Source organism: Kitasatospora sp. NPDC001119 (assembly GCF_053598475.1).
The window spans coordinates 135574-162111 of the sequence record NZ_JBSFKI010000016.1 but is presented as its reverse complement, the minus strand read 5'-3'; the positions used below and the strand labels follow the sequence as shown (position 1 = coordinate 162111).

The following is a 26538-nucleotide window of genomic DNA, read 5'->3' as shown; positions in this document are numbered from 1 at the left end:
CAGCCCGTGCGGCAGCAGCGGCACGGACGGTCGGGCCCACCGGAGGATGGTGCTGGACGAACGTGTGTACTATCCCGGGCCTGATGCCGTTCTTGGTGCCTGAGAGGGTGGTGCGAGCAGGCAAGCCCCCCAGCCTCGCTATGCAGTGCGCGAGCAGAGCGCGTTCACTGCGGCAATTAGCCGGACCAGCGGGGGCTTGCCCGACACTCCGTCGGCGTGGCGCCCGGCACGACGTACCTCGGCGTAGAGGGAGTCGCTGCTGAGGCGCGAGTGCTCCTGCTCCCAGTCCGGCGCCGAGCGGTGGGCGGGTGCGAGGCTGAGCAACGAGCCCAGAAACCGGAAACGCAGGGGCTGGTCATCGTATGCGCGGCAGAGCTCCAGGCCGCGCAGGTTCACTGCAAGGGCGTACCTGGGCAGTTCCAGCGCCTCCGACAGCGTGCCGAGCTGCCTGAGCTGACGCATGAGGGTGGGAGCGTCCTCTTGACGCGGCCGCACGTGGGCCAGCACCGCGAGGAGGCCCGCGGCGGAGCGCCGGGCACGCTGGACCTCGCCCATCATGGCCAGGCCGGTCACCTGGTGAAGATGGAAGGCCAGCTCGCCGTAGAACGACGAAGGTCGCTCATCGACGGCCAGCGCCACGGCCGACTCCGGTTGGCCGTTGTGCAGGAGTGCCAGGATCTCGCCTTCGGTGCGAAAGACCTGGGCCGTGACGGGACACATCCCACGGAGGCGCTCGGCGACACGCAGCGCCGAGGCCGGGTCGCTCGCCATGAGGTGCGCCTTCACCGACTCATTGGCGTGGATGTTCCACAGGACTTGAGGGAGTGACGGTTCGGCCGCGACGATGGCGGCCCACGCCGCCGCGGAGATGGTGCACGGGCCGAGTTCCGCGCTGCGCTGCGCGTCGTAGTCCTCGGCGAGCCGGAAATGCGGGGCGGCGCGGTGGGTTCGCCGGCGCAAGGCGTGCAGTCTGCCGAGGTTCACCCACGGTTGCACGGCGAGGCCGAGCAGCCGCGGGTCTCTGCGGGACGCCGTGTGGTGGGCGACCAGTGCCAGCTGGGACTTGCAGATTCGCGCCGCAGTGGTCAGGTCGCCCGCCGCCGCCACCACGAAACCGGCCTGGTTGATGTGGACGAAGGCGTCATGCAGCGTGCCGGCATCCCGACCTGGGGTCGTAAGGGCTGACTCCAGCTGCTCGGCCAGTTCGGTGGCCCACGTGTCGAGAGCGGGACGCAGCAGGCGGTCCTGGTCGACCAGGTAGTCCCGCGACACAAGGGCGGCTGCGGTCATTCGGCGGACCGGTTGGGCGGGAGGCCGATCTGGAGCAGCGGCTCTCCCAGGGTGAAACCGTCGGCCGGGCAGCCCAGGGTGTCCCAGTCGCCGCTCTGCCACCCTCTCAGCCAAGGGCGCAGGCGATCGTTGTCGATTTCGAGGGTTCCGTCTTCCGTCAGCCGGCCCACATTATTGGCGGGATCGGTCAGGGAGACCGTGCATTTGCCGACCGTGCCGTTGGCCCGGATCACCAGAGAATTCGGACGCGCCGCGTAGCAGACGTACGGGGAACGGTCGGCAGTGGAATCTTCCACCCCAAGGACACTCTGCAGGTCTGCGAGGATTCTTTCCCGTTCCCTTGTGGAGAGTACGGCCGTGGTGGCGTCGTTCTCGCCGCCGAGGTGTTCGACGGGCTTGAGGTGAACGGAGAAGCGGCGGTCGTCAAGGAAATCCTTGCGGATTCGGCGGAGGAATTCTGGCATGGCATGGAGGTTCTCTGGCGTCAGATGGATTCTCAGGAGAACCTGGACGGGTGCATTGCCGTTACGGATGGCCAGCAGGTTCTCCCAGAGGCGATCGAAGGAGCCCCGGCCGTCCCGGCGGATTCGGGTCAGGTCGTGCAGGTGCTTCGGACCGTCCAGTGAGATCTGGAAGGACCGGATCCCCAGGGCTGCCAGCCGCCGCACCATCGCCGAGTCGAGGAGGTACGCGTTCGTGGTCATGTCGCCGACGTAGGTCGTGGCGGTACGGCGGGCCATTTCGGCGACATGGCCGGAGATCTCCTCGATGACGCCGATCGCCAGGAGGGGCTCACCACCGAACCAGGAGATCCGCAGGTCCCTCAAGCCGTCCAGGCGCCGGTCGACGAGGCGCTTGACGCCCTCCACGACGGCCGGCGCCATGCGTCCGACGGTGAAGTCCTCGTAGCAGTAGGTGCACCGGAAGTTGCACTGCTCGGTGGGGAGGACGATCAGCTGAAGATGGTCGTCACGAAGAGAGCGCACGCATGCCGCGCCGAGGGCGGACCGCCGCTCGGCGAGGCCGCCCTCGGCGTTCAGGGTCGTCACGCCGGTGCCGTCAGCTTCTTGCCACACCCGTTGTTGCTGGTACAGCCGATGTTGAAGTCGGCGTCTGCCGTGTCCGGGGCCTGGGATGCCGCCCTCACCGCCTTGGCGATGTCCGCATTTCCGATCTTGATTTTCCCCTCCGAGTCGATCTCAATATCCGAGGGGTTGAGGCCTTCGAGGATTGAAGAGTTTGCGTCGGCCATTTCCATATCCGTTCGTTGGCGTATTTGTTCCTGTGGGTACCTTATACGCATCAAGGTGCTGTCGCGACCGCCAGAAATGCGCCATCCGAGTGATTTCAGAACTCGGATGATCATTCCGTTTCCCATGACTCTGCGGACTACTAATCGAGGTCAGTCCAGCGGGTCGGGCTGGGCGAAACCTTCGCCGCTACCGGAAACGCACCATGATCTTGACCTGTCTCACCGTCAGGGTCAGGACGGCCGGCTCCTTGCGGAAGCTCATCGCATGAGTGCCACCGGCCGGGGTGGGGCGGCAGTTGGCGAAAGCTCCGGATTCGTTCTGTATCGGGAGCCGTACCGACCCGAAGTGGGTGACCGCACTGGTGCGGGCCCTGCTGGTCCTGACGAACCGCGAAGTCGCCCGCTGACGGACGATCTTCACCGAAGTCATCCGCCCACATCCAGTGTGAGCAACCCGACGCCGACGCACACCAAGCCCGTGACCTGCTACTTCACGATGCACACCGCTCAGTGGGGCCATGGTCCAGTTCATCCCCAGGTCGGACGGTGAGGTCAACGACTGTGGCAACGGCGGTTTGTGAGCAGTCGGCCAGGGCGCGGTGCTCGGCTGTGCATCCGGAGATACGCGACGGCTGCACGCTGGACGACCCCGAGTTCATCGCCTGGCAGCAGGGCAAGCGGCTCGATCCGGCGGACCGCGAGTCCTGGTGGCGGTCCCGGCCCGGCCGGGACCACCGAACCACTGGCGGATGGTCTTCCCCCGAACCTCTGCTCCCGGGGTGCGCCGGGCGCCCGGATGGGCGGGTGAAGCTCCAACCGCCCGCCTGGTGGAGACGGTGTTGGGAGGTGGGCGGGGCCGTGCGCGCGACCGCCGGCCGAGGGCACGGGGAAATTCGGTTGCCGGGGGCCGCCGTCCCGATCATGATCTTCCACATGGACTTTTGATGACTGCCACGTAGTACGTACCTGTCGCGCGATCGACCTCGGAGCCTGACGACCCGGCCCCGGGGCGATGGGTCGCGCCCTTCGTGAGCATCCGTCAGAGAGCGGGAGCAGCCGAGTGAGTTCGGCATGCCCTCCCGCTGAGTCCTGAAAGCACCCAACACACATGAATACCGACCGCAAGGCCCTGTGGGCCGTGCGTCAGTCCGCCCTGCCCACCGTCGTCCGGCCGTGCCCGGACTGCCCCGGCATGCGGCACCGCGCCTCGGGGAAGATCCGCGTCAACGCGAACGGCAAGCTGCTCGACGTCTGGCTGCTGCTGAGCTGCGCGACGTGCGACCGGACCTCGAAGGTGCCCGTCCACGAGCGCGCCCACGTCTCGACGCTGGAGCCGGCCCGACTGGTGGCGTACGAGACCAACCACCCGGAAGCGGTGCGGGAGTTGGTGATGAGCGCGTCGCTCGCGGCGAAGAACCGGTACCGGCTCGACTGGACCGGGACGTGGGAGCTGGAGGCCCGCATGCCGCTGTACGCGCTCGACGACCCGAACCCGCTCCCGGTGCGGGTGCGCTTCGAGCTGCCCGCGCCGGTCCGGGTGGAGCGGCTGCTCCAGCGCGGTCTCGGCCTGAGCCGGGCCGAGGTGCGCCGCCTGGTCGCGGACGGCCGGCTCCGCCTGCCGTTCGCGCCGGACGCCAAGGCGCACCAGGACTTCGAACTCACCATCCACGGCCCCGGTTCCGTCGACGCGGCCAAACACGCGAAGTCCCTCGAAGCGCCCGCCGCCGAACCCACCGACCCGGCCCGGATCGGGCTGCCGCCCGCACCCGGCCGGGAGTTCCCGCGCCGCGCCGCGGCGGTCGGCAGTATCTGATAGGTCGGGCGGACGGCCTGCTCGCGATGGACGAGGAGGCCGCCGACACCGTCCGCGTCCTCGATCCGGCCCGCCCGCGTCCCGCGCGGGCGGGCCGGCCGCGGCAGCGGTCAAGGCCGCGGGATTCTCCCTCGGCTGATCGTCGGGGACGGGCCGCGCGGGCCGGCTCAGAACCGGTGCATGCAGTACAGGCCGCCGTAGTAGGGCGTGAGGTCGAGCCCGGAGCTCGAGTAGACGTCGGGGATGTGTTCCGGGACGCTCCACTCGTCGCCGAGTTCGTGGAGCCGGGTCCACCAGAGCGACCCGTAGTAGGCGTTCTCGTAGACGAAGTAGACGCAGTACAGGTAGTCGTTGAACCGGGCGATGGCGGGCCGGTAGCCGGTGCGGATCGGGTTCCCGTCGGTGTCCACCATGGGCTCGTCGGAACTCCACTCGTCCGTCGCGCTGTTGTAGGTGACGAGGTACAGCTCGTCCCCGCCGCGGTCGTGCACGCAGTACAGGTCGTTCTTGAAGCGTTCGACGACCGGTGCCCGGGCGACCTCGATGTCGCCGGGGACCAGCCGGTCGGTGCCCCAGGTCGCGGTGGCGGTGTCGTGGGTGATCCACCGCAGGAAGCCGTCCTCGTCGTCGTGCACGCAGTACAGGAGGCCGTCGTAGACGGTGGTCGCGGCCGGGTTGGTCGACCGGACCGCGACGTCCCGGTCGTCCTCCACCGGCCGGTGCGGGGACCAACCATGCTCGGGGCCCTCCGAGTTGTAGCGCGTCCACCACAGGCGGGCGTCGTCCTCGGTGCGGTGGTTCACGCAGTACAGGAAGTCGTTGGCGTGCTGCACCGCGACCTGGTCGGACGCGAGCACGTAGTCGCCCTCGACGTCGTTGACGAAGAGCCTGGTGTACCAGGTGTCGTCCTCCTTCTGGTAGCGGTTGCACATCATCTGGAAGGGTTTCCAGCCGCCCGTGCCGAGGGACCAGAGCGAGTCCTTGTACACGTCGATGCCGGGACCGAAGGGGACGCTGATGGTGGTGCCCCGCTCCTTCGACCAGCCGGTCTCGGGGTCGTAGACCGTCCACCGCATGTAGTTGCGCTCAGAGGTCCGTTGCCACCGCTTCCCCCCGCCGGCGTCGAACCGGCGGACGGGCTCGCGCCCGGACCCGGTGGGCGCGTCGTCGGCGTCCCGCTCGTGGGCGAGCCGGCCGTTGAGGTAGGTGGCCAGGACGGCGCGGTCGTCCCCCATCAGCGCGAAGGTGAACAGGAGTTCGCCGAGGGAGCCGGCGTTGGAGGTGCGGGCGGAGAGCAGCGGGGTGGCGTCCGGGTCGAGGACGATGAAGTCGGCCTCGTGCCCCGGTTCCAGCGAGCCGACGAGGTGGTCGAGGCGCATCGCCGAGGCCGAGCCGACGGTCGCCAGGTAGAACAGCTTGACCCCGGTCATCGGGAAGTCCCGCAGGGCGCCGACCTTGTAGGCCTCGCCCGCGGTCTGGAGCAGGGAGAGGCTGGTGCCGCCGCCGACGTCGGAGCCGAGTCCGACCAGTACCCGCCGGAGGGGGTCGGTGGCGCGGGGCATGTCGAACAGGCCGGAGCCCAGGAAGAGGTTGGACGTCGGGCAGTGCGCGACGCCGCTGCCGGTCTCGTACAGGCGCTTCCACTCGCGCTCGGACAGGTGCACGGCGTGGGCGAAGACCGCGCCGGGGCCGAGCAGGCCGTACGTCTCGTAGACGTCGACGTAGTCCTCGCACTCCGGGAACAGCTGGTGGACCTTCGCCACCTCGACCTGGTTCTCCGCCAGGTGGGTCTGCAGGAGCGTGCCGGGGTACTCCCGCCAGAGCTCCCCGGCCGCGCGCAGCATCCCGGGGGTGCAGGCGACGGCGAACCGCGGGGTGACGGCGTAGATGCTGCGGCCGACCCCGTGCCACCGTTCGATCAGCTCCCTGGACTGCTCGTAGCCCACCTCGGGGGAGGCGTCGAGCAGTTCGGGCGGGGCCGCGCACTCCTCGCTGTCCATCAGCACCTTGCCGGCCGCGAGCCGCATCCCGCGACCGACGCTCTCCGCGAACAGCGCGTCGACCGACTCCGGGTAGGTGGCGCAGTTGACCAGGGCCGTGGTCGTGCCGTTGCGCAGCAGCTCGTCGCAGAACAGGGCCGCGACGTCGCGGGCGTAGTCCGGGTCGGAGAACCGGGCCTCCTCCGGGAAGACGTCCGCTCTGAGCCAGTCCAGCAGTTGGTTGCCGTAGGCGGCGATGATCCGGGTCTGCACGTAGTGGACGTGGGTGCTGACGAGGCCCGGGAGGATCAGCTTGTCGCGGTAGTGGACGATCTTCGTGTCGGGTGGGAGGCCGCGCACGAGGTCGCCGTAGTCCCCGGCCGCGACGATCTTCCCGTCCTCGCAGACCAGCAGCCCGTCCTCCACGTAGACGAGCGCGTCCTCGTCGTCCTCGCCCTCGGGCGTCAGGAACGGGTCGTCGCGGAACCACACCAGGCCGCCCCGGACGGCCGTCGGTGCCGGCCGGCACCGGCCGGCCGCTCGGGTGTCGCGGGTGTCGCCGAGGCGGTCGGCTCCGCCGGGTCCGTCGTCGGAGAACGCAGAGGTTCGCATGGGGCTCACTCCCAAGGGGGGTTGAGGCGGCCGCGAGGCCCGTCCGAGGCTCCGGACTCCCTGTGCTCCCCATCGGACAGCAGGCCGGACGTGTGCGGACCGATCGGCCGCGAGGCGACTGCGCTCCCAGTCTCACGAGGGGCCGACCGGCGCTGCGCGCCGGATTCCGCCGGTCGAGTGGTCTTCGGCGGGACTGGCATAGGTGGGCGCTGGGCGGCCGACGCGCCCGGCCCCGCCGGTGCGGGGGAGCACCTTCCCGGGGCGACAGGGTCGTCGGACAGAAGGAGTGCGAGCTCGACACCCGGCACCGGGACGTGGAGGAGAAGGGCCCCGGGTGAGCCCGGTCCGCTGCGACGTCCTCGCCCTGCGGCTCCTGCGCTAGACAGCGGCCGGAGGGCGGCCCGAAGGCCGCTTGACGATGTACGTACATCAACCTGTTTCCGGCGGCCGTGAATTCCCGGCATATCCGCAGGCAGAAGCGAATCGGACGATCGTCTTCGGGATTCCTTCACGCCGCCCCCGAGGGCACCTTTGTCCGCTTTATTCCGTCGGCCATCGGCAAGGGCTGGTCGATCCCGGCGGCGAGTGACACTCTCTTCCGTTGTCGGCGATACGGGGCCGCGAGGGCCGGGGAATCGGCCCGGCGCGGGCCGGTCATTTCGCATCGCCAGGTCGCAACGATCCGTCAGTCGAATGGGACAGGGAGAGCGGTACTTCCATGAATCTTCGCATCAGCAAGCGAATCGCCGCGGTGACACTCGCCGCCGCCACCGTGGTCGGCGGAGGCGTCGTCGCCGCCTCGCCCGCCAGCGCCATCGGCCCCGTGCAGTGCCCCGGCGGCGGGGCGAAGGCCTACGGCATCGAGCTGTGGATGTCGGGCTGGCAGCTCTGCTACGCGGGCAGCGTGGGGGCCATCTACCCCAACGTCGACGGCGTGAACCTGGTGACCTCGCAGTGGAACAACGGCATCATCACGGCGAACGGCTCGAACTACAACCTCTACGCCGGCGGAAGCCTCAGCTTCACCAGCGCGCACGTTTCCGAAGTGCAGATCGTGTGATTCCGCCGGCGGCGGCGGGCGTCCTCGGATGCCCGCCGCCCGCTTTTCTCCGCGTTTCTCCAGGGAGGAGAAGAATTCCGATGCCGATGCCACCGCGGGGACGCGCCCCGCTCGCGCTCACCGTTCTGGCCGTGGCCGTGAGTTCCCTTTCCGCCTGTTCCGGTGGAGGCCAGGCGAATTCCGGCCCGCCGCCGACAGGGCAGGTGCCGGTCATCGACCGGCCGGAGCAGATCACCCTGCCCCTCGACGGCTACAAGCCGACCGCCGAACAGGCCGTGACGATCAGTCGGGCCTCGCACCTCGTCACGGCCCGCTGCATGAAGGACTTCGGCCTCCAGGCCCCGGAGCAGACCTACGACGCCTTCACCCAGGCGGCGACGGCGGCCCGGGAACGGACCCAGCTCTACGGGTACTTCGCCCCGGCGAAAGCGGCCGAGAAGGGGTACGACCGCAACCAGGTCATCCCCGACTCCACCCTCTCCCCGGACGTCACCTCGGTGCTCTACGGAGCGGACCCCTCGGGGAAGCCGGTCACGAGCTTCAACGGCAGGCCGGTGCCCAAGGGCGGCTGCTGGCAGGCCGGCGCGGACGCGCTCGGCGGGCCGCCGCCGGTGCCGGGCACCGCGCAGGGCCTGCCCGACAAGGGCCCCCGGATCCCCCTCACCGACCCGCGCCTGACCGCCGCGTACGCGCAGTGGAGCGCGTGCATGAAGGGGAAGGGCTACAGCTACGCCAACCCGGCGGACGCCTACAGCGACCGCAGGTGGGGCGCGGCGGGCACCGCCGCCGCCGGGACGCCGCCTCCGCGCAGCCCCGACGAGGTGGCGACGGCCGAGGCCGACATGGCCTGCAAGCTCTCCCTGAACACGGTCGGCCGGCTCGTCGCGGTGGAGACCGCCTACGACAACCAGTACATCGCGAGGAACGCCGACTCCCTGCGGAGCTTCGCCCAGCAGCTGAGCGCGCGGACGCAGCGGGCCCAGGCCGTCATCGCGCAGGACGGCGCCGCCGGTTAGGGGCGGGCCTCGAAGACCGGAGCCGGTACGGGAAGTCGGCCGGTCCGACTTCCTGTGCAAGGGCCCACGTGGGTCACGCCCTGCCGCCCCGGCCGCGCAGGAGGTCCGCGATGCGCGCGTCGACCTGGTCGCGGTCGTAGCCCCGCCACCTGATCTGGAACGCCGGCACGGGCGGCAGTGAGACGGTCCCGGACAGGGCCCTGAGGTAGTGGTCGACCTGCTCGCGGTCGTAGCCGCGCCGGACCAGGTCGAAGCCGCGGAACTCCGGTGCTGCGGACACCTCGTGGGTCCTCCGATCTCTGACGACCGCTCGCCCGGGCCACAGGGGGCGAGGCCAGTGAGCGGGGTGGCGTGTGAAGGGTGTCAGGCTTCCTGATCTTGTCATGGGGATTGCGCCGGGAGCCGGGGGACGGAGAAATCCCGGGGGAAGCAGGAGCGGTCCTGCCGGAGACACGGCCGGAGGTGCGGCCGGGGCCCGGTGCCGTCCGCCGGGAGGGGCGGACCGTGGCAGGACTGTTGCCCGTGAAGTGGCGCAGCTCACTGCCGTCCGGTGCGGGGCGTGATCGACTCGACCGATGCGCCAGCCCTCCCCGCCCCGCCGCCCGTTGACGGCCCGGCATCCCGCCGCGTCCGCCCTGGCCGCCGCCACCGCCGCGCTCCTGCTCGCGGGCTGCGGCACCGCGACGACCGTGGCCTCCGGCGGTGGCCCGGAGGGCTCCGGCGAGCCCCGGCCGTGCGGCAGCGCGCCGCCGAGCGCGCCCGGTGTGCCGCAGCCGACCGCGCTCGCCCAGGGCGGGGCGCGGATCACCGCCGTCGGCCGCACCTGCTTCGAGTACGAGGTGACCAACCCGAACGCCGAACCGTACGACTACACCGTGGTGTTCAACGGTCCCGATCCGGACCGGGGCGCGGCGGTGTTCGGCGGCCCGGGCGGGGGAGGGAACCTCACCCGGACCGTCACCGGGCTCGCCCCCGGCGCCACCGAGAAGGGGCGGATCGACCTGGCCGTGCCCGGCGCGACCGGGCCGGGCTCCCGCCCGGGCGCGCCCACCCTGGGGCGGTCCGACAACCCCCGCCCGCCGAAGCCGGAGCTGCTCCAGGTCCGCAGCGTGCCCACCGCCGAGGCGCCCAGTGCCGGCGGCCCCTGCCCGCCCTCCGGCCTGCGGCTGTACGCCGACGAGGGCAGCGCCGCGATGGGCCTGCGCGCGGTCGGCCTGCACCTGCGCAACTGCGGGACGGCCACCGTCACCCTCGACGGCTACCCGCAGGTGCAGCCGCTCGACCCCGACCACAAGCCCCTCGACGGCGTGCGGATCCTGCGCGGCGGCGCCGAGATCGCCTCCGGAACCGGCGCCGACAACCCGCCGCAGAAGATCGCCCTGGGGCCGGGGGAGGGCGCCCGCGCCACCCTGGTGTGGCGCAACACCACCGAGGCCGGGGCCGGGGACCCGCAGAACGCCCCGTACGTCCGGGTGCGCGCCACCGCCGACGCGGCCCCCGTGATGGTCGTCCCGGAGCTCGACCTCGGCACCACCGGTCGCCTCGGCGCCGGCGCCTGGGCCCGGGAGGACGCGAACGACAAGCCGTCGCCGGATCCGAGGCCCTGAGGCCCTGAGGTCCTGGAGAGGGAAGGACGGCCCGGCACGCTCCCCCGTGGCGTGCCGGGCCGTCGGCGCGGAAACGGAACATGATGTTCCGGCGCGCGGTGTTCACTCGTGGAGGATGCCAGGGGGACACCCCCGCGGTGTTGGCACCGAGTCGACAGTCCTTGGCACTGGGTGGACAGGTGCGGCCTTCCGGCCCGTCCGTGCGCGCCGGGTGCTCGCGGTGCGGGGTTCTCGCGCCCGTACGCTCCGAGGACGGGGATCAGTCGAGGGCGAGGCGCTTGTTGAGGGCCTCGCCCGAGGGGAGGGGGTCGATGAAGTTGTGCAGGAACCGGAGCATCGCGTCGGTGTCCAGGCCCTCGCAGGCGGCGTCCGTCGCGGCGTAGAGGGACTCCTCGATCCCGGCGACCTCGGTGGCCAGGCGTGCGCCCTCGGGGGTGAGGCTGAGCTGGACGTAGCGGCGGTCCTCGGCGTCGGCGCGGCGCTCGACCAGCCCGGCCGCGACCACGCGCTCGACCAGCCGGCTGGGGTTGGTGCCGCTCTCGCACACCAGGAGCTGCCCGAGCCCGTTGAGGCTCAGGGTGCCGTGCTGCTGGAGCAGGCGCAGCACCTCGGCCTGCGAGGGGGTGATGCCGTGGGGTTTGAGGGCCTGGATCAGCAGCCGGTTGCCTTCGCGCTGGGCTGCCAGGATCGCGAACCGCAGGTGCTCGGCCTTGCGCATCGATGTCCTCTCGGGTGGTCTACGGGGCGGCCAGGAAGTCCTCGACCGCGGCGGCGTAGGTTACCGGGTGGGAGAAGCGGAACATGTGGCCGGTGCGCGGCAGCACGACCTCCCGGGCGTCGGGGATGCCCGCGAGCATGACCTTCGAGGCGTTCTCGCCGATCAGCACGTCGTGCGAGGGGGTCAGCAGCAGGGTCGGGACCTCGACCCGGCCGAGCGCGTCGACGTAGTCGGCGGTCATGGCGGCCCGCACCCGCGCGCCGAAGGACGCGGCCGGGGTGTTGGCGAGGAACAGTTCGCGGCTGCACGCCTCGTTCCAGGGCACCTGGCCCTCGCCGTCGAACGGGGAGGCGAGGCGGTGGGCGTGGGCCCGCAGCGTCAGCTGCCGGTAGAGCGGGCCGCGGGCCCTGCCGATCGCCCGCATCAGGGCCTTCCACGGCTTGGAGTCGACCGGGTCGGCCGCGAACCCGCCGGACAGGACCAGGGCGCGCAGGCCCCGCGGACGGCGGGTGGCGAGTGCGAGCGCGATGACCGCGCCGAACGAGTCGCCGACCAGCACGTAGTCGTCGAGGTCCGCGACCGCGTTCTCGACGTGGTCGGCGTAGCGCTCCATGTCGTCGACGCCCTCGGGCAGGCGCAGCGTGCGCGTGGGCGCCTCGCCGTAGGGGGCGAGCTGCTCGGCGCTCCACGGGGCGCCGGAGAAGCAGGGGATGAAGACGAGGGTCGGGGTTCTCCGTGCAGTGCTCATACCAGATAGGTTACACGACATATGTGTCGTGACACATGTTGGTCACGGTGCATCCCGCCGTGGTGGTCCCGGATGCCCCGACAGCCCGCCCCGTCGGCGAGCCCGTGCCGCCCGTGCGGCTAACCGCCGGCGCCCCCGGCCAGGGCCTGCCGGCGGTGCTCGCTGGGGGAGAGGCCGTACGCGGTCTTGAAGGCGCGGCTGAACTCGGCGGCGCGGGGCAGGCCGCAGCGGGTCGCGACGGCGTGGACGGGCAGGTCGCGCAGCGCGGGGTCGGCCAGGTCGCGGCGGGCCCGCTCCAGCCGGCGGCGGCGGACGAACGCGGCGACGGTCTCGCCGCCGGACTGCCGGGTGAACAGGCGGTGCAGGTAGCTGACCGAGATGTGGTGGGCGGCCGCGATCACGGCGGGGGTCAGCTCCGGGTCGTGCAGGTTGCGTCCGACGAAGGCCCGGACGTTCTCGACCAGGGCCCGCTGCCGGGTGTCGTCGGGTACGGCGGCCTCGGCGTCCAGTTCCCGGGCGAGCCAGGCGGCCACCAGGTCGACCACGATGCCGCCCAGCCGGGGGGTCTCGACCGGGCCCAGGGCGGCGGCCTGCCGGTCGAGGCCGACGAGGAACTCCGAGAGCAGCGCGCAGGCGCCCTCCCGGGAGGAGAAGCCGCGGCCCAGCAGCTCGTGCACCCGGTGCGGCGGCAGCGGCAGCAGGGCGGTGGGGAAGTCGACGCCGACGGCCTCGATCCGGCGCTCCGCGGGCGCCTGGGCGCGGGAGCCGAAGGCCCGCAGGTCGAAGGGGTGGGAGCTGTCGAGCATGTGGAGGTTGCCGGGCCCGAAGGTCTCGGTGGGCTCGGTGTCGCGGGTCAGGGCGAAGCCGCCGTCGAGCAGCAGGGTCAGGTGGAACACCCCGAGGTCCGAGCGGCGCACCCGGCGCTCGGTGCGCTGGAAGCGGGTCGGCGGGAAGGAGGTCCGCAGGAGGGTCACCGGCCCGAGCTCCAGGCGCCGCATCTCCGCCCGGAAGTCGTCGCAGTGGTCGCTGGTCACCTCGCTGTCCCGGGTGCGGCCGACCAACTCCCGCCAGCACTCGAACCGTTCCCTCTCGGGTACGCCCTCACCGCGGAACACGCTCGCCGTGCTCGTCGCCACTGTCCGCCCTTCCCGTCCGGGGTCCGTCCCCTTCCCTGCCCGGTCGGGCTCCCCTTCCCCACCAGGTGTCACCGGCCCCTCGCAGCCGGTGACACCGAAACCTACAAGGTGGGGCCGGGTGCGCCGTGCCCGGGTACGGGTGTGATCGCGGGACGGTCAGTGCTCCTGCGGGGCGCAGTCCGGGGCGTCCGGGGTGCCCGCGCCGTCCGGGGCGCCGAGGGGGCCGTCCGCACCGCCCGGGGCGCCGAGGGCGAGGGTGAAGCTGAACCGGTCGCCGCGGTACAGGGAGCGCACCTGCTCCAGCGGGCGCCCGGCGGCGTCCAGGCTGCGGCGGTGCAGCAGCAGCATCGGCAGTGCCGGCGGGGTGCCGATCAGCAGCGCCTCGCGCGGGGTGGCCAGCACCGTCTCGATCCGCTCCTCGGCGGCGCCCAGGCGCACCCCGTGCCCGCGCAGGTAGCCGTAGAAGGACCCCTCGGGGTCGAAGTCCCGGTCCAGCGCGGGCACCCGGGCCACCGGCACGTACGTGGACTCCAGCCCGACGCGCTCCTCGTCCGCGCGCAGCACCCGCTCCAGGTGCCACAGCGGCTCGCCCTCGGGGACCTCCAGCAGCCGGGCCACCGCCGCGTCGGCGGGCAGCCGGTCCAGGCCGATCAGGGTGCGCCCGGGGCGCAGGCCCTGGCGCGAGACGCCCTCGGTGTAGCTGCTCAGGGACAGCGGCTGCTCGATCTTCGGCCCGGCCACGACCGTGCCCCGGCCCTGCCGGCGCAGCCGGCCCTCCAGCAGCAGCTCGCGCAGCGCCTGGCGCACGGTGGCCCGGGCGACGCCGTGACGCTGCGCCAGATCGGCCTCGGTGGGCAGCCGCCCGCCCGGGCCCAGCTCGGCGACCAGCTCCTCCAGCCGCGCCTTGACCAGGTAGTACTTGGGCACCCGGCCGTGCTCGGGGACGCCGGCGCGGGCCGCTTCGGGGCCGGCCCGGGAGATGGGGTGGTTCACCGCGCAAGCCTACCGAGCGCCGCCCGGGCCGCACCGGGCCGTACGGGCCGAGCCCGGCGCCCCGGGGCCGTCGATCACGGAAGCGTAACGGGTCTGGTCTGAATTTCGGCGGTTGTTCATACAACCGTGGATCCGGCGAGGGCCCGTCCTCGCCCGCCCGGCGCATCCTCACTCCCGGTGCAACTGCACCGCACTGACGACCAGTTGGGAGCCCTCGATGCGCACCTCCCGCACCGCCGCCCTCGCCGCCGCCACGGCCCTCGCCGCCACCGCCGCCGCGCTGATCGCACCGACCACCGCCGCCACGGCCGCCGCCCCCGCCGCGACCGGGGCCGCCGCCGGCCCCTACCAGGGCCTGCCGAACGGCACCAAGCAGGCCAAGACCCTGGTCATCGGCGTCGACGGCACCCGCTACGACAAGCTGCTCACCGCCGACGCCCCCGCCCTCAAGGCCCTGATGGCCGGCGGCATGACCGCCACCAGCAACCTCTACGCCAACCCGCTGGCCCCCACCCTCTCCGGCCCCGGCTGGTCGACCATCGCCACCGGCGCGTGGCCCGACAAGCACCAGGTGAAGGACAACAGCTTCACCGGCTCCCGCTTCGACCTGTTCCCCGACTTCGCCACCCGCCTGGAGAACGCCGACCCCACCACCTCCACCCTGGTGATCGGCTCCTGGAACCCCATCGCCGGCAACGTCTTCAACGGCCGCGCCGACCTGCGCCTCCAGGAGAGCGAGAACGACACCAAGACCGCCGCCGACGCCGTCGACTACCTCGCCCACGGCAACCCCGACACCACCTTCCTGCACTTCGACCAGGTCGACGAGGCCGGCCACAACCACGGCGGCACCAGCCCCGAGTACGCGGCCGCCCTGCACTCCGCCGACGCCCTGGTCGGCCAGGTCCTCCAGGCCGTCAAGTCCCGCCCCACGTACGCCTCGGAGGACTGGCTGATCGTCGTCACCACCGACCACGGCCACACCGACGCCGGCGGCCACGGCGGCAACAGCGCCAACGAGCGCCAGACCTTCCTGATCGCCAACGGCACCGGCTACGCCCCCGGCTCCCGCCGCTACGACGTCAAGCCCGTCGACATCGCCCCCACCGTCCTCAAGCACGAGGGCGTCGCCCTCGACCCCGCCTGGAAGCTCGACGGCCGCCCGATCGACGAGATCGCCCCCGACGCCTTCGACGCGCTGCGCCCGAGCCTGCAGGCCCGCGCCGACGAGAGCGGCATCCCGGCCGGGGTGAAGGGCTGGACCCACACCCCGCCGGCCGGCTGGAGCATCGACAACTCCCGCATGCCCAGCGGCGGCGTCACCGAGTGGCGCGGCTGGACCTTCGCCACCGACGAGTTCTGGACGGCCGCCCAGCTCGGCCAGTCCCGCGAGACCAACGTGCGCGCCCGCAACGTGTTCGCCGTCGCCGACTCCGACGAGTGGGACGACAAGGCGCACGGCGCCGGCCAGTTCGACTCCACCCTGGTCGGCCCCGCCTACCCGGTCTCCGGCGCGAGCCGCGGCGTGCTGTCCTTCGCGACCAACTACAAGGTCGACGGGCCGCAGACCGGCGACGTCTACGTGGTCTTCGACAACGGCGCCCCGCAGCTGGTGAAGTCCTACCGCAGCGACCTCAACACCGTCGAGAACCTCCCCGTCACCGTCCCCGCCGGCGCCACCACCGCCCGCTTCCAGTTCCGCTACACCGGCACCAACAGCGCCTTCTGGACCGTCGACCAGGTCTCCTTCACCGCCTCCTGACCCGGGCGGCGTGCGGGCGGGGGAGGGGCACCGGGCCCCGCCCCCGCCCGCGGCCGTAGACGGCGGGATCGGCCCACCCCTTGCATTGCCACGCGTATGCAACTATTGTTCCTGCATGTAAGGCGCGTTTGCACTAATCCTTCGGTGCGGACGCAATCCCCGGCGGGTCCCCACCCCACGACGCCCGCCCGCTCCGCAAAGGCACTGACATGTCCCTGAAGAACATCCTCCCCGGCAAGCTCGGCTTCGGCACCGCCCCGCTCGGCAACATGTTCCGCGCGATCCCCGACGCCGAGGCCCTGGCCACCGTCGAAGCCGCCTGGGACCAGGGCGTCCGCTACTTCGACACCGCCCCCTTCTACGGCGCCGGCCTCTCCGAGGAGCGCCTGGGCGAGGTGCTGTCCACCAAGCCGCGCGACGAGTACGTCCTGTCCACCAAGGTCGGCCGCGTCATCCTCGACGAGCTGGAGGAGGGCGCCCGCGACCTCGGCGAGAAGGGCGGCCTCTTCGAGCACGGCAACCCGAACAAGATGCTCCACGTGTGGACCGCCGAGGCCGCCGAGCGCTCCGTCGAGGACAGCCTCAAGCGCCTGGGCACCGACCGCCTGGACATCGTCTGGGTCCACGACATCGCCCAGGACTTCCACGGCGACCAGTGGCTCGCCAAGTTCGAGGAGGCCCGCACCGGCGCCTTCCGCGTCCTGTCCCGCCTGCGCGACGAGGGCGTCATCAAGGCCTGGGGCCTGGGCGTCAACAAGACCGAGCCGATCGAGCTCACCCTCGCCCTGGACGAGCCGCAGCCCGACGGCTTCCTCCTCGCCGGCCGCTACACCCTGCTCGACCACGACCACGCCCTCCAGCGCCTGCTGCCGATGGCGCAGGAGCAGGGCGTCGACATGGTCGTCGGCGGCCCCTACAGCTCCGGGATCCTCGCCGGCGGCACCCACTTCGAGTACCAGCAGGCCCCCGCCCACATCATCGAGCGCGTCACCGAGCTCAAGGCCCTGGCCGCCAAGCACGGCGTCTCCATCAAGGCCGCCGCCCTGCAGTTCTCCCTCGCCCACCCGGTGACCGCCGCCGCTGTCCCCGGCGCCACCAAGCCCGGCCGCATCGCCGAGGACGTCGCCGCCCTCAACGAGACCGTCCCGGCCGCGTTCTGGCAGGAGCTGCGCGCCGCCGGCCTGGTCAGCCCGGCCGCCCCGCTGCCGAACAACGCCTGACCACCCGCACACCCCACCGCAGTGACAGGAGAAACGACCATGGCCTCCACCTCCGTCAGCCGTACCGTCCCCGCCACCCCCGAGCAGGTCTGGAGCCTCATCGGCGGCTTCGACGCCCTGCCCGACTGGCTGCCCTACATCCCCGAGAGCACCGCCTCCGAGGGCGGCCGCGTGCGCAGCCTGAAGAACCCCGAGGGCGACGTCATCGTCGAGCGCCTCGTCGACTTCAACGAGACCGAGTGGCAGTACAGCTACGCCATCCTCCAGGCCCCGTTCCCGGTCGACGGCTACGTCTCCACCCTCCGCGTCCACGCTGTCCCCGGCCGCGCCGACCTCGCCGAGGTCCAGTGGTCCGGCCGCTTCAGCCCGGTCGGCGCCACCGAGCAGGAGGTCGTCGACCTGTTCACCGGCATCTACGCCGACGGCCTCGACGCCCTGGCCCGCACCCTCGCGGGCTGACCCGGGGCACCGCGCACCGGCGGCGCGGCGGTCCGGACACCTGGGGGATCGGGTGTCCGGGCCGCCGCGCCGCCGGCGTTTCCGCCCGTTCCCGCCGCTCCGACCTGCCCGGCCCCGCCCCGCGGGCCGTACGGGCGGCGGGCGTAGGCTCCCGCCGGTGACACCAGCACCGACACCCCCTGCCGAGGCCGGACAGCCCGTCGAGCCCGGCCCCGTCTGGACCCCGCTGACCCGCGCCACCGCCGTCGACCGCGCGACCGGCCTCGCCTGGCTGTCCGGGCTCGGCCACAACCGCGCGGCCCCCGGCGGCTTGCTCCTGCGCCTCCTGGACGCCGGCGAGCACCACTTCCTGGACCGCGACGACCTGCCCGACGGAGTCCTGGACGCCGCGATCGCCCACCCCGACCGGCGCGTGCGGATGGGCGCCGCGGAGAGCGGCCGGCTGTCACCGGCCCAGTGGGAGCGGCTGATCGCCGCCACGCCCGGGGCGGCGCTGCGCGAGCTGTTCGCGGAACTGGCCGAGGGGCCGGGCCGCCCGCGCAACCACCCCCACTTCCCCCGCCAGGGCCTGCTGCGCCTGGCCGCCGACCCGAACCCGCGCCTGCGGGCCCTGGCCCTCGACGACCCCGCCGCCACCCCCGCCCACGTCGAACGGGCCGCCGCCGACCCCGACCCGGCCGTCCGCCGGGCCGCCGCCGCGGACCCCCGGCTCGCCCCCGCCACCGCGGCCGTGCTCGCGGCCGACCCCGACGGCGGCGTGCGGCACTTCGCCCGCGTCAACCCGGCCCTGCCCCCGGAGGACCTGGTGCCGCTGCTGCTCGACCCGTGCCGGGCCGACACCGCCGCCCGGAACCCCGCGATCCCCGCCGCCGTCCTGCACCGCATGGCCGACCGCGCCATCCCGCACACCGCCGTACCCCGGCGCTGACCCGCCCGGGGCCGGTCCTGGGCACGGACCGGCCCCGGGCGGGGCGGGGCTCAGTGGCAGACGAGAAGGTTGCGGGCCAGCTCCTGGACGGTGCCGGGGTTGACCGGGGTGTCGCAGGAGACGATTCCCTCCATCTCGGCGTCGAAGGTGCTGTAGGTGGGGTGGGAGCCGAAGGCGTAGGCCCAGTACCCGTCACCGGGGTCGTTGTTGCCCCAGCCGCCGCGGGGGAGGCAGACGTACTCGTCGGCCTTGCCCTGGATGCGATGGGTGCCCTTGAACACCATGTAGTCGCCGGGGCGGTTGACGTTGTAGGTGACCTTCTGGGACCAGGTGCTGGTGGTGGACTTGCTGGTCTGGACGGAGAAGCCGACCTTGATGGAGACCTTCGCGAAGAACGCGCCGGCCTCCGCGTTGATCTCGGTCGAGGCGTTGAAGGTCGTGCTGACGTTCTCGACCTCGGTCACGGTGGTCTCGACGGAGCCGGTGGTGCCCGGCGCGATGGTGATGCCCTTCCGGTGGGTGAGCACCGGCTCGACGACGGCGGTCGAGACCTCGTACAGCCCGGTCCGGGAGACGCGGGGGTCGCACGGCCCGCCCGGCTCGGCCGCGTGGGCCGTACCGGTGGAGAAGGCCGACGCCGCGACGGTCAGGACGGCGAGCGCGGCGGGTAAGGACAGCCGCCGCAGGAACGTGTTCGTCAAGGGGACTCCTCGGGGGAGGGGGTGTCGGACCGTCGCACGGCCGGCACCCGGCATGGATTCGTCAGATCGTGCCCAGAACACCCCCACCGCACACCCACAACACCGAACTCCCCTGCACAAACGGAAGGTTGGCCGTGCACATAGCCTGTTGCGCACCGCCGGACCGTCCCTATACTGCCGTTGCCCGCAGGCCGGAACCCGGCCCCGGGCATCCGCCGCTGCGCCCGGCCAGGGCGGCCGGCCGCCCGTACGAGGGAGAACCGATCATGGTCAAGCACTACCTCAAGTACGCCTTCAGTACTCTCACCGCCGCGATGTTCCTGCACATGGTCTGATCCGACCGACCCCGGCCGGGGCCGGGTGGCCCACCGTCCGACCCTGGCCTGGGAGTCCGCTTGTTCGCGACCGCGCTGAGCCAACTGCGCTACGGCGCAGCGATCCTGACGAACCGTCGGATCCGACCCCGCGACCTGGAGCGCCTCGCCCGGGACCTGGTCGCCACCATCGCCGAGTTCGGTGAGCCCGGCGAGGACTCCGCCCTGCTGCCCGGCCGCGCCGGACACGTCGACCCGCAGGTCCGGCGCGAAGTGGCCCGCCGCAGCCTGCGCGCCACCGCCCGCACCGCGGCCCGGCACACCGCCTACTACCGCCGCACCTTCGCCGAACTCGGCCTCGACCCCGACCGGTTGGAGCCCGAGGACTGGTCACGCGTCCCCGTCACCCCCAAACAGGCGCTGCGCGCCCTGCCCGCCGCCTTCGTCTCCGACACCGCCCGCCCCGCCCTGCAGGCGCTCACCACCGGCACCAGCGGAACCCCCACCGCCGTGTGGTTCTCCCGCGCCGAACTCGAGTGCGCCATCGCCTTCAGCACCATCTCCGCCGTGCTCGGCCTCGGCCTGCGCCCCCGCCACACCGTCGCCTACGCCGGCTGCTCCCGCGCCACCCTGTCCCTGGTCAACGCCGAGGAGTCGGCCACCCGCGCCGGCGCCGGCTTCGTCCAACTCGGCACCGTGGCCCCCGCCGTGGCCCTCGACCGCCTCGCCGCCCCGCTCGGCCTGCCCGGCAAGGACCCCCAGGTCACCCACCTCACCACCTCCGCCTCCTACCTGGCCGCCCTCGTCCAGGAGGCCGAACAGCACAAGTGGCGCGACGCCGACTTCGGCCTGGAGTCGATCAGCGTCGGCGGCGAGGTGCTCTCCGCACCGCTGCGCCGGCGCGCCGAGGCCGTGTTCGGCGCCACCGCCACCTCCGCCTACCTGATGACCGAGATCCTGCCCTCCGGCGCCACCCCCTGCACCCGGGGCCACCTCCACCACACCACCGAGTTCGGACATCTCGAAGTCCTCGACCCGCTCACCTGGGAACCCACCGCCCCCGGCGGCACCGGCACCGTCGTGCACACCCCCTACGTGCCCTACCGCGAGTGCACCCTGCTGCTGCGCTACGCCACCGGCGACCTCGTACGCCTCCCCGCCGAGCCGCCCGACTGCGAACTCGCCCACCTGCCCGCCACCTCCGAGATCCTCGGCCGCTGGAACGGCCCGCTCAGCCGCACCGTCACCACCCGCGAGGTGCTCGACCTGGTCGAAGCCGAACCCGAGGTCCCGCTGCCCGCCCGCCACGCCCTCACCGAAGGCCCCGACGGCCCCGACGGACCGGCCCGCCTGCACCTGCTGGTCGACCGCCTGCCCGCCACCGCCCTGCGCGGCCGCCTGGAGGACCGCGCCCGCGCCGCCGGCCTGCGCCTGGCCGACATCCTGCTGTACGAGGACCGGGCCGCCATGCCGCCGACCGCACCCCTGCGCGCCGACCTGCGCGAGCACACCTTCGACACCTTCGACGTCCCCGCCGCCCCCGGCACCCCCGCCGCCCCCGACCGTGTCCCCGGAAGGCGCTGAATGACCGTCGACCCCGCCGCCCTGGCCGCCCTCAGCGCCGCCGTCGCCGCCGAGACCGCCCTGGCCGCCTGGTACCTCGCCCGCGTCCGGATGCCCCGCCCCCCGGTCGGCGTCTACACCGGCGGCGACATCGCCGTCCTGTGCGCCGGCGTCGTCCTCGCCCCGCTGCTCTACACCGCCCTGCCCGCGGCCGCCGTCTCCGCCGTCTTCGGCCTCGTCGCCTGCCTCGCCGTCCAGTTCACCCTCGCCCCGCTGCTCGCCGCCACCCCGCTGCGCGCCACCCCCTGGTCCTGGGCCGCCGCCCTCACCGCCACCGCCGCCACCGCGCTCGCCGCCCTCACCGGCCACCCAGCCGCCGCCCGCGCCGGCAGCGACCTGATGATCGCCGCCGCCGTCGTCGGCGTCGCCAACCTCTGGACCCAGAGCGGCCTGCGCTCCGGCCACACCGCCGCCCTGGCCGCCGTCCTCACCGGCTACGACCTGGCCGCCACCACCCTCACCGACACCACCACCCGCTTCTTCGAACAGGTCCAGGACCGCCCCTTCGCCCCCCTGCTCGCCCTCACCGGCGGCCCGGCCCCCGTCGCCGTCGGCCTCGGCGACCTCCTGCTGCTCGTCCTCTACCCGCTCGTCGCCGCCAAGGCCCACGGCCGCACAGCCGCCGCCGTCGCCGCCCTCGTCGGCCTGCTCACCACCAGCGCGGTCAGCGCCTGCTTCGCCGCCGGCTGGCTCACCAGCGGATTCCCGCTGCTCACCGCCCTGGGCCCGCTGATTGTCGCCCAGCACCTGTACTGGCGGCGCCGCACCGGCGGCGAGCGCACCACCGCCCAGTGGCGCGAGAACCGTCCGCTCCCGCTGCCGTCCTCCGTCGGCCACGAACCCGCCGCCGCCCTCGCCGCCCCCGTCCCCGACGGCACGCCCCCGGGCACCTGGCTCGCCCTCGCCGACGGCCGCGTCCTCGGCACCGGCCCCACCCCCGGCCACGCCCGCCGCGACGCCCGCCGCAACGGCACCGACACCCCCACCACCGCCCGGCTGGTCTGACACCTCCCAGCGTTCCGCCGGCGCGCGTCCCGGGGCCCTGTCAGTGCCGGCCGCCATGATTCCCGCATGACCGCCACCGCAGCACCGCTGTCCTCCCCGTCCGCGTACGCCGACGCCGTCGCCACCGCCGTCCGGGCCGCCGCCGCGTACTACACCGACGGCTCCACCCCGCTCGGCGACGACGAGTACGACACCCTGCTGCGGGCCATCGCCGCCTACGAGAGCGCCCACCCCGGCGAGACGCTGCCCGACTCGCCGACCGGCAAGGTGGCCGGCGGCGCCGCGAACGGCGACGTCCCGCACAGCGCCCCGATGCTCTCCCTGGACAACGTGTTCTCCGCCGAGGAACTCGACGCCTGGGCCGCCGGCCTCGAACGGCGCCTGGGCCGCCCCGTCACCGCCTGGTGCGTGGAGCCCAAGCTCGACGGCCTCGCCATCGCCGCCCGCTACCGCGCCGGCCGTCTCCAGCAGGTCGTCACCCGCGGCGACGGCCTCGCTGGCGAGGACATCACCCACGCCGCCGACGCCGTCCTCGGCCTGCCCGCCGAACTCACCGAACCCGCCGACATCGAACTGCGCGGCGAAGTCCTCCTCACCCGGGACCAGTTCGACCACGCCAACCGGATACGCGCCGACCACGGCGCCACCCCCTTCGCCAATCCGCGCAACGGCGCCGCCGGCACCCTGCGGGCCAAGGACCGCCCCTACCGGATCGAACTCACCTTCTTCGCCTACGACGCCATCGGCCCCGACGGCCTCGCCCACAGCGCCCTGCTGGACCACCTCGCCGCCCTCGGCGCCCACACCGCCGCCACCACCGCCGCCCGCCCCCGGCGCTGCGCCGACACCGCCGAGGTCCAGCGGCGCGTCGAGGAGATCGCCGCACTGCGCGCCGAACTGCCCTTCGGGATCGACGGCGTGGTCGTCAAGGCCGACCTGGCCGCCGACCGCGCCGAGGCCGGCTCCGGCTCGCGCGCGCCGCGCTGGGCCGTGGCCCGCAAACTGGCCGCGCGGCACCAGGTCACCCGGCTGCTCGCGGTGGAGTGGAACGTCGGCCGCACCGGCGTCATCGCCCCGCGCGCCGTCCTCGAACCCGTCGTCATCGACGGCGTCACCGTCACCTTCGCCACCCTCCACAACCCCGCCGACATCGAACGGCGCGGCCTGATGATCGGCGACCAGGTCTTCGTCTACCGCGCCGGCGACGTGATCCCCCGGGTCGAGGCCCCGGTGCTCGACGCCCGCACCGGCGCCGAGCAGCCGATCGCCTTCCCCGAGACCTGCCCGCGCTGCGGCGACGCCATCGACACCACCGAGCAGCGCTGGCGCTGCGTCCGCGGCCGCGACTGCCAGGCCGTCGCCTCCGTCCTCTACGCGGCCGGCCGCGACCAGCTCGACATCGAGGGCCTCGGCGGCACCCGCGCCGTCCAGCTCGTCGAAACCGGCCTGGTCACCGACCTCGCCGACCTGTTCACCCTCACCCGCGAGCAGTTGCTCACCCTCGACCGGATGGGGGAGACCAGCGCCGACAACCTGCTCACCGCGATCGCCACCGCCCGCACCCGGCCGCTCAACCGGGTCTTCTGCGCCCTCGGCATCCGCGGCACCGGACGGACCATGTCCCGCCGGATCGCCGCGCACTTCGGCTCCATGACGGCGATCCGGGCCGCCGACGCCGAGACCCTGGCCGGCGTCGACGGCATCGGCACCGAGAAGGCCCGCGTCGTCGCCGCCGAACTCGCCGAACTCGCCCCGCTGCTGGACCGCCTCGCCGCCCTCGGCGTGGGCACCGCCGTCACCGCCCCCACCGCTCCCGCCGCCGCGCCGACGGCGGGGGAAGGCGACACCGCCGACGGACCCGCCGACGACCGGGGCCCGCTCGCCGGCGAGGCCGTCGTCGTCACCGGCAGCATGACCGGCGCCCTCGCCGACCTCTCCCGCAACCAGATGAACGAACTGGTCGAACGCGCCGGCGGCAAGGCCTCCTCCTCGGTCTCCAAGCGCACCACCCTCCTGGTCGCGGGCGAGAAGGCCGGCTCCAAGCGCGCCAAGGCCGAGGAGCTCGGCATCCGCATCCTCACCCCCGAGGACTTCGCCACCCTGGTGGCCGCCCACCTCCTCCCGGCCTGACGGGCCCCTCCCGCGCGGGGGTCCGGCCGGGGTCGGACTTCTCGCGCTCACGCGTCCGCCCGGGCCCCTCCGGACGGTCCGCCGGGGCGCCGTCCGGTGGTCCGTCAGCCGCCCGGGGCCGGCGGCAGCCGGAAGCCGACCTCGGCACCGCCGCCGGGAGCGGCGGCGGCGAAGACGGTGCCGCCGTCCGCGACGACCAGGTCGTGGACGATGGCCAGGCCCAGCCCCGAACCCGGGGTCGACTGGGTGCCGGCGGCACGGTAGAAGCGCCCGAAGACGGCCTGCCGGTCGCCGGCGGCGATCCCGGGCCCGCGGTCGCGCACGGCCAGCCGGGTGCCGGTGACGCGGACCTGGACCAGGGTGCCGTCCGGACTGAACTTGACGGCGTTGCCCACCAGGTTGTCCACGCAGCGCTGCAGCGCCCGCGGACGGGCCAGCACCGGGACGGGCCCCTCGGTGACGACGGCGATCTCCCGGCCGGTACGGCGGCGGAAGCGCCGCGCGCTGTCCTCGGCGGCGGCCGGCAGGTCGAGCGGCTCCGGCTCCTCCGCGCTCTGCTGGTCGGTGGCCAACTCGACCAGCTCGCGCACGAGTTCGTCGAGCGCGACGGTCTCGGTGACCAGGGTCGCGAGGATCTGCTCCTCGTCCTCGGGAGCGAGCCGGCCGCGGGCGCGCTGGAGGAGCTCGGCGCACCCGCGCACCGAGGTCAGCGGGGTGCGCAGCTCGTGGCTGGCGTCCTGGACCAGGCGCTGCTGCTGCTCGCGGGAGCGGCGCAGCGCGCCGACCATCGACTCGAAGGCCCGGGTGAGGCCGCCGACCTCGTCGCGCCCGGCGGCGGGCAGCGGGGTGGCCAGGTCACGGGTGGTGGTGATGTGCTCGGCGGCGCGGGCCAGGCGCCGCACCGGGCGCAGGATGCGGCCGAGGACGAGCCAGCTGAGCAGGGCGCAGGCGGCGGCGGCCGCCACGCTGGTGACGGTGATCCGCCGCAGGAACGCGTCGTCGACCTCGGTGACCCCGGCGTAGGTCTGGCCGACCATCACCGCGCCCTGCCCGTCGGGGCGGGCCTGGGTGAGGACGCCGTAGGGGGTGCCGTCGACGGTGGCGTCCTCCTGGTGGGAGCCCTGCCCGGTGCGGGCCACCTCCAGGGCCCGCTCGGAGACCGGCAGCGCCGGCCCGCCGCCCGGGGCCAGCGGCCGGGCGGTGCCGTCGGCGGGCAGCAGCTGTTCGACGGTGTCGGGCCGGGCGGGCGGCAGCCGGCCGAGGTCCAGGGCGGCGAGCACGGTCTCGGCCCGGTCCCGCAGGCTCCGGTCGAGCTGGTCGGAGACCAGGGTGCTGACGCCGCGGTAGGCGGCGGTGACGGGCACGGCGATCGCCAGCAGGACGGAGGCGAGGACCACCAGGCCGATGCGGGTGCGCAGCATCAGGCGGTCCGGGCGGTGTAGCCGACGTTGCGCACGGTGTGGATCAGCCGGGGCGCGCCGTGCTCCTCGGTCTTGCGGCGCAGGTAGCCGACGTACACGTCGAGCGAGCGCGAGTCGGTGTCGAAGTCGTAGCCCCAGATGCGCTCGTAGATCCGGTGGCGGGTCAGGACGGTGCCCTGGTTGCGCAGCAGCAGCTCCAGCAGGTCGAACTCGGTCTTGGTCAGGTCGAGCCGGCGCCCGCCGCGGTGGGCCAGCCGGGCGGCCGGGTCCAGGGCGAGGTCGGCGAGGACGAGCCCGGTGTCCTCGCCGTCCCCGGCGTCGAGCGGCTCGGTGCGGCGCAGCAGGGCGCGGATGCGGGCCAGCAGCTCCTCGGTGGCGAAGGGCTTGGCGAGGTAGTCGTCGGCGCCCGCGTCCAGCCCGGCGACCCGGTCGCCGAGCTGGTGGCGGGCGGTGAGGACGAGGACGGGCAGGCGGTCGCCGCGCCGGCGCAGCATCCGGCACAGCGCGAGGCCGTCGAGGCGGGGCATGACCACGTCCACCACCGCGAGGTCGGGGCGCCGGTGCTCCAGGAGCTCCAGCGCCTCCTGGCCGTCGGCGGTGGTGAGCACCCGGTAGCCCTCGAAGCGCAGCAGGTGGTCGAGGGTGGCGCGGACACCGGGGTCGTCCTCGACGACCAGGACGGTGCGCCGGGCGTCGGCGGTGGGATCTGTCATGGTGTCATCCTCGCTGGTGGCGGGCGTGGTCAGGCCGG

Annotated in this window: 23 protein-coding genes; 11 read left to right on the top strand and 12 right to left on the bottom strand. The window is 73.4% G+C overall.

Going from position 1 to position 26538, the window contains the following annotated elements; all coding sequences use genetic code 11:
* Positions 1 to 138 precede the first annotated feature (138 nt).
* The 3 genes from ACWDD9_RS21305 to ACWDD9_RS21295 are packed head-to-tail and all read right to left on the bottom strand — an operon-like array spanning position 139 to position 2542.
* Positions 139 to 1290: a hypothetical protein gene (locus ACWDD9_RS21305; RefSeq protein ID WP_049651779.1), complete on the bottom strand. Its 1152-nt coding sequence runs from the start codon at positions 1288 to 1290 to the stop codon at positions 139 to 141.
* Positions 1287 to 2339 (bottom strand): radical SAM protein, encoded by a 1053-nt coding sequence (locus ACWDD9_RS21300; protein WP_159028450.1) that lies wholly within the window; start codon positions 2337 to 2339, stop codon positions 1287 to 1289. Before ACWDD9_RS21300 ends, ACWDD9_RS21305 begins: the two co-directional genes overlap by 4 nt.
* Positions 2336 to 2542 (bottom strand): hypothetical protein, encoded by a 207-nt coding sequence (locus tag ACWDD9_RS21295; RefSeq protein ID WP_159028451.1) that lies wholly within the window; start codon positions 2540 to 2542, stop codon positions 2336 to 2338. The genes ACWDD9_RS21300 and ACWDD9_RS21295 overlap by 4 nt, the downstream gene beginning before the upstream one ends.
* A gap of 1108 nt (positions 2543 to 3650) precedes the next feature.
* On the opposite strand from ACWDD9_RS21295, the gene ACWDD9_RS21290 reads away from it, so the two are divergent.
* The gene (locus tag ACWDD9_RS21290; protein ID WP_449812331.1) at positions 3651 to 4355 is read left to right on the top strand and encodes a DUF1062 domain-containing protein; all 705 of its coding nucleotides are present in this window, start codon (positions 3651 to 3653) and stop codon (positions 4353 to 4355) included.
* A 167-nt stretch (positions 4356 to 4522) separates the two neighbouring features.
* On the opposite strand, the gene guaD is transcribed toward ACWDD9_RS21290, so the two are convergent.
* On the bottom strand, positions 4523 to 6946 hold the full coding sequence (guaD, locus tag ACWDD9_RS21285) for a guanine deaminase (RefSeq protein WP_449812330.1): 2424 nt from the start codon (positions 6944 to 6946) through the stop codon (positions 4523 to 4525).
* A gap of 718 nt (positions 6947 to 7664) precedes the next feature.
* On the opposite strand from guaD, the gene ACWDD9_RS21280 reads away from it, so the two are divergent.
* Both ACWDD9_RS21280 and ACWDD9_RS21275 read left to right on the top strand, forming a co-directional pair.
* Complete coding sequence (locus tag ACWDD9_RS21280; protein WP_147408968.1) at positions 7665 to 8006, top strand: hypothetical protein; 342 nt, start codon at positions 7665 to 7667, stop codon at positions 8004 to 8006.
* A 203-nt stretch (positions 8007 to 8209) separates the two neighbouring features.
* On the top strand, positions 8210 to 9022 hold the full coding sequence (locus ACWDD9_RS21275; RefSeq protein ID WP_449812329.1) for a hypothetical protein: 813 nt from the start codon (positions 8210 to 8212) through the stop codon (positions 9020 to 9022).
* Positions 9023 to 9095: 73 nt separating this feature from the next.
* Here ACWDD9_RS21275 and ACWDD9_RS21270 read toward each other — a convergent pair whose 3' ends face one another.
* Positions 9096 to 9302, bottom strand: coding sequence for a hypothetical protein (locus ACWDD9_RS21270; RefSeq protein ID WP_449812328.1), 207 nt, complete (start codon positions 9300 to 9302; stop codon positions 9096 to 9098).
* A gap of 295 nt (positions 9303 to 9597) precedes the next feature.
* Here ACWDD9_RS21270 and ACWDD9_RS21265 point away from each other — a divergent pair, with 295 nt between their 5' ends.
* On the top strand, positions 9598 to 10629 hold the full coding sequence (locus ACWDD9_RS21265; RefSeq protein ID WP_449812327.1) for a DUF4232 domain-containing protein: 1032 nt from the start codon (positions 9598 to 9600) through the stop codon (positions 10627 to 10629).
* Positions 10630 to 10888: 259 nt separating this feature from the next.
* Here the strand turns inward: ACWDD9_RS21265 and ACWDD9_RS21260 are convergent, their stop codons facing one another.
* From ACWDD9_RS21260 to ACWDD9_RS21245, 4 genes are all read right to left on the bottom strand, one after another.
* Positions 10889 to 11347, bottom strand: coding sequence for a MarR family winged helix-turn-helix transcriptional regulator (locus ACWDD9_RS21260; protein WP_416875107.1), 459 nt, complete (start codon positions 11345 to 11347; stop codon positions 10889 to 10891).
* A gap of 19 nt (positions 11348 to 11366) precedes the next feature.
* Positions 11367 to 12095 carry an alpha/beta fold hydrolase gene (locus ACWDD9_RS21255; RefSeq protein ID WP_449812326.1) on the bottom strand — a complete coding sequence of 243 codons (729 nt, stop codon included), beginning with the start codon at positions 12093 to 12095 and terminating at the stop codon, positions 11367 to 11369.
* A gap of 119 nt (positions 12096 to 12214) precedes the next feature.
* On the bottom strand, positions 12215 to 13231 hold the full coding sequence (locus ACWDD9_RS21250; RefSeq protein WP_234348383.1) for a helix-turn-helix domain-containing protein: 1017 nt from the start codon (positions 13229 to 13231) through the stop codon (positions 12215 to 12217).
* Between the two features lie 156 nt (positions 13232 to 13387).
* Entirely contained in the window at positions 13388 to 14224 is an 837-nt protein-coding gene (locus tag ACWDD9_RS21245; protein ID WP_449812325.1) for a GntR family transcriptional regulator, read from the bottom strand.
* A gap of 217 nt (positions 14225 to 14441) precedes the next feature.
* Here ACWDD9_RS21245 and ACWDD9_RS21240 point away from each other — a divergent pair, with 217 nt between their 5' ends.
* The 4 genes from ACWDD9_RS21240 (at position 14442) to ACWDD9_RS21225 (ending at position 18593) form a co-directional block, all read left to right on the top strand.
* Entirely contained in the window at positions 14442 to 15986 is a 1545-nt protein-coding gene (locus tag ACWDD9_RS21240; protein ID WP_449812324.1) for an alkaline phosphatase family protein, read from the top strand.
* A gap of 209 nt (positions 15987 to 16195) precedes the next feature.
* Complete coding sequence (locus tag ACWDD9_RS21235; protein ID WP_449812323.1) at positions 16196 to 17206, top strand: aldo/keto reductase; 1011 nt, start codon at positions 16196 to 16198, stop codon at positions 17204 to 17206.
* A 39-nt stretch (positions 17207 to 17245) separates the two neighbouring features.
* Positions 17246 to 17665, top strand: coding sequence for an SRPBCC family protein (locus tag ACWDD9_RS21230; protein WP_449812322.1), 420 nt, complete (start codon positions 17246 to 17248; stop codon positions 17663 to 17665).
* Between the two features lie 157 nt (positions 17666 to 17822).
* The gene (locus tag ACWDD9_RS21225; RefSeq protein WP_449812321.1) at positions 17823 to 18593 is read left to right on the top strand and encodes a hypothetical protein; all 771 of its coding nucleotides are present in this window, start codon (positions 17823 to 17825) and stop codon (positions 18591 to 18593) included.
* Between the two features lie 50 nt (positions 18594 to 18643).
* Here ACWDD9_RS21225 and ACWDD9_RS21220 read toward each other — a convergent pair whose 3' ends face one another.
* Complete coding sequence (locus ACWDD9_RS21220) at positions 18644 to 19294, bottom strand: hypothetical protein (protein WP_449812320.1); 651 nt, start codon at positions 19292 to 19294, stop codon at positions 18644 to 18646.
* Between the two features lie 395 nt (positions 19295 to 19689).
* Between ACWDD9_RS21220 and ACWDD9_RS21215 the strand changes: the two genes are divergently transcribed.
* The 3 genes from ACWDD9_RS21215 (at position 19690) to ligA (ending at position 24366) form a co-directional block, all read left to right on the top strand.
* The gene (locus ACWDD9_RS21215) at positions 19690 to 21192 is read left to right on the top strand and encodes a phenylacetate--CoA ligase family protein (RefSeq protein ID WP_449812319.1); all 1503 of its coding nucleotides are present in this window, start codon (positions 19690 to 19692) and stop codon (positions 21190 to 21192) included.
* Positions 21193 to 22236, top strand: a complete 1044-nt coding sequence (locus ACWDD9_RS21210; protein WP_449812318.1) for a hypothetical protein — start codon at positions 21193 to 21195, stop codon at positions 22234 to 22236. It begins immediately after the preceding gene.
* Between the two features lie 66 nt (positions 22237 to 22302).
* The gene (gene ligA / locus ACWDD9_RS21205) at positions 22303 to 24366 is read left to right on the top strand and encodes an NAD-dependent DNA ligase LigA (RefSeq protein ID WP_449812317.1); all 2064 of its coding nucleotides are present in this window, start codon (positions 22303 to 22305) and stop codon (positions 24364 to 24366) included.
* A 104-nt stretch (positions 24367 to 24470) separates the two neighbouring features.
* On the opposite strand, the gene ACWDD9_RS21200 is transcribed toward ligA, so the two are convergent.
* Together ACWDD9_RS21200 and ACWDD9_RS21195 are read right to left on the bottom strand one after the other, a co-directional pair.
* Positions 24471 to 25787: a sensor histidine kinase gene (locus tag ACWDD9_RS21200; protein WP_375876349.1), complete on the bottom strand. Its 1317-nt coding sequence runs from the start codon at positions 25785 to 25787 to the stop codon at positions 24471 to 24473.
* A complete protein-coding gene (locus ACWDD9_RS21195) occupies positions 25787 to 26500 on the bottom strand; it encodes a response regulator transcription factor (protein ID WP_074005393.1) in 714 nt (237 codons plus the stop codon). Before ACWDD9_RS21195 ends, ACWDD9_RS21200 begins: the two co-directional genes overlap by 1 nt.
* Positions 26501 to 26538: the final 38 nt, after the last annotated feature.